The sequence below is a fragment of the Stenotrophomonas sp. 05L44_2 genome (genome assembly GCF_056665995.1).
This window is the reverse complement of the sequence record NZ_JBFTNR010000514.1, coordinates 1-3,054: the sequence shown is the minus strand read 5'-3', so window position 1 is coordinate 3,054 and position 3,054 is coordinate 1. Positions and strand designations below refer to the sequence as shown.

The 3,054-nt window shown below is 69.4% G+C and carries 3 protein-coding genes; all 3 read left to right on the top strand.

Annotated features, from left to right (window positions below; translation table 11 throughout):
* On the top strand, positions 1-569 hold a 569-nt coding region (locus AC1VAN_RS16675; protein ID WP_480986233.1), incomplete at its 5' end, for a TolC family protein.
* Between the two features lie 3 nt (positions 570-572).
* Positions 573-2,612 carry an FUSC family protein gene (locus tag AC1VAN_RS16670; RefSeq protein ID WP_099844471.1) on the top strand — a complete coding sequence of 680 codons (2,040 nt, stop codon included), beginning with the start codon at positions 573-575 and terminating at the stop codon, positions 2,610-2,612.
* A gap of 94 nt (positions 2,613-2,706) precedes the next feature.
* The coding region (locus tag AC1VAN_RS16665; protein ID WP_480986232.1) for a hypothetical protein at positions 2,707-3,054 on the top strand (348 nt) is incomplete at its 3' end.

Sequence of the window (3,054 nt, the reverse complement as noted above, 5' to 3'; positions counted from 1 at the left end):
ACATCCGCCAGGCCGAACGCAAGCTGGCCTCGGCCACCGCACGGATTGGTGTCGCCACTGCCGAGCTGTACCCGGACATCCGCCTGGGCGCCTCGGTCGGCGCCGCCGGCCTGCTGGAAGACTTCGGCCAGCCGATGACCCAGCAGTGGTCGTTCGGCCCGCTGATCTCGTGGACGCTGCCGTCCTCGGGCACGCATGCACGCATCCACGCCGCCGAGGCTGGCGCCGATGCGGCGCTGGCCGAGTTCGACCATGCCGTGCTGCAGGCACTGCGCGAAACACAGACCGCACTGGACCGCTATGCGCAGGATCTGCGCCGCCTGCAGTCGTTGCGCGTGGCGCAGGAGCAGGCTGCGATGGCCGCAGAGCAGAACCGCCGGCTGTACCAGGGTGGCCGCACGCCGTACCTGTCCAGCCTGGATGCCGACCGCAGCCTGGCCAGCAGCGATGCCACCCTGGCCGCGGCCGAAGCCCAGGTCTCGCGCGACCAGATCCATCTGTTCCTGGTACTGGGCGGTGGCTGGCAGGACAGTGCCGCGTCTGCGTCTGCGCCGACGGCGGCGAGGTAAGCGATGAACGGGCTGACCGACCGCCAGGCCTGGCTGTTCTCGATCAAGACCTACCTGGCAGCGATCGTCGCGCTGTATATCGCCATGGCCGGCAACCTGTCGCGCCCGTACTGGGCGATGGGCACGGTGTACATCGTCAGCCAGCCGCTGCTGGGCCCGACCCGGGCCAAGGGCGTGTACCGCATCCTCGGCACCCTGGCCGCCGGCCTGGCCACCCTGCTGATGTTGCCCGCCCTGGTGGAAACACCGCTGGTGCTGAGCGCGGCGATGTCGATCTGGCTGGCCGGCTGCCTGTTCCTGGCCCTGCTCAACCGTGGCCCACGTGGCTACGCGTTCCTGCTTGCCGGCTATACCACTGCATTCATCGGTTTCCCGGCGGTGACCTCGCCGGAGACCATCTTCGACACCGTGGTGGCGCGTAGCGAGGAGATCATCCTCGGTACGGTGGTAGCGGTGCTGTTCGCCTCGCTGCTGTTCCCGGCCTCGGTGCGGCCGATGCTGGGCGCGCGCATCGGCAACTGGATGGAGGACGCAGCGCAGTGGTGCCGGCAGATCCTCGAGCGCGGCCGCGCGCATGCCCCACGCAACCGGCTGGCCGCCGACCTGGTGCAGTTCGAGGCACTGATCGAGTTCCTGCGCCGCGATGACCCACGCCATGCCGGCGCGGCCGTCTCGATGGAGCGCCTGCGCGAACGCATGCTGTTGCTGCTGCCGGTGCTGTCATCGATCGCCGACCGCCTGAGTGCGCTGCGCAGCGATGGACAGACCCTGCCCGAGGGCCTGCCGACGCTGGTCGATGACATCCACGACTGGATCGACACGCCGTCCAGTGCCAGCGACTACGCGCGCCTGCGCGCACGCATCAGTGCGCTGAAGCCACAGGTGGACCGCGATCTGCAGCACCTGCAGCTGGCCAGCCTGCTGCTGCGCCTGGAGGAGCTGGTGGACCTGTGGCAGGACTGCCGCACCCTGCAGCACGCGATCGACCAGGGCACCGCGCCGCTGGACCGTGCGCACTACCGCATCCGCACCGAACGCGCCGCCACCGACAAGCACGTCGACTACGGCATGGCACTGTTCTCCGCGCTCAGCGCCGGTGTGGCGCTGATGAGCTACTGCGTGCTGTGGATCGGCCTGGGCTGGGAGGGCGGTGGCAACGGCGCGATGATGGCCGCGGTGACCGCCGCGTTCTTCGCGGCACAGGACGACCCGGCGCCGAGCATGGTCTCGTTCCTGGTGTGGGCGATGGTGGCTTCGCTGGTCGCCGGCGTGTACCTGTTCGGCGTGTTCCCCGCCGTGCACGACTTCGGCCTGCTGGCGCTGGTGCTGGCAGTGGTGTTCCTGCCGTTGGGCCTGCTGCTGCACCACCCGAAGAGCGCGCTGTTCGCRCTGCCGCTGACGGTCAACCTGGCTGCGCTGCTCAGCCTGCAGAACACCTACAGTGCCAACGTGCAGACCTTCGCCAACTCGTCGATCGCGATGTTCATCGGCATTGGCTTTGCGGTGGTGATGACCCGGCTGTTCCGCTCGGTGGGTGCCGAATGGACCGCGCGCCGGCTGGTACGGCAGGGCTGGACCACGCTGGCCGAGGCGGCCGAAGGCCGTGGCCAGCAGGATCGCCAGCGCTTCGCCGCGCGCATGCTGGATCTGCTCGGCCTGCTGGCACCGCGCCTGGCGGCGACCCCGGAAGGCAGCGACATCGCCTCGGTGGACATGCTCAACGAGGCGCGCATCGGCCTGAACATCCTGCAGCTGCGCCGCGCCCGCCTGGAGCTGCCGGAGCGCAGCCGCGAGGCGGTCGAGCACATTCTGGAGGAAGTGGCCGTGCACTATCGCCGGCAGATCGCCGCGCGCAAGCCGATTGTGGCGGCCGAGGCGCTGCGCGAGCGGCTGGACACCTCGTTGGGCCGGGTCGGCAGTGTGGCCGCCTGCAAGGCACGCGACGAGGCGCTGATGGGCCTGGTCGGCCTGCGGTTTGCGCTGTTCCCGGAAGCGAAGGCGTTGGCGCCGGGATTGGCGGACGCCGCAGCGCCGTCCGTCTGATGCGATCCACCGGGCATGGCCCGGCGCTACCACCGTCATCCGGTAGCGCCGGGCCATGCCCGGCGTCCTTACGCCACGGCAACAGGACGGTTCAATGAGTTACGACATGATGGTGTTCGAGGCCAGCGTCGCCCCGCGTGAAGCGGCGGCGTTCATCGCCTGGTTCGAGAAGCAGGCGCAGTGGGGCGAGAGCCACGAGTACGACGACCCGGCGGTCAGCAGCCCGGCGCTGCAGGCATGGTTCGCGGAGATGGCGCAGGAGTTTCCGCCGATGAACGGCCCGCTGAGCAATGACGATGATGATCGCGCCGAGGTGACCGAGTACAGCATCGGCCGCCATGTGATCTATGGCGCGTTCGCGTACTCGGTGGCCGAGCGCGCGCATGGGCGGGTGCAGGACCTGGCCGAGAAGCACGGCGTGGGGTTCTTCGATGTCAGTGCG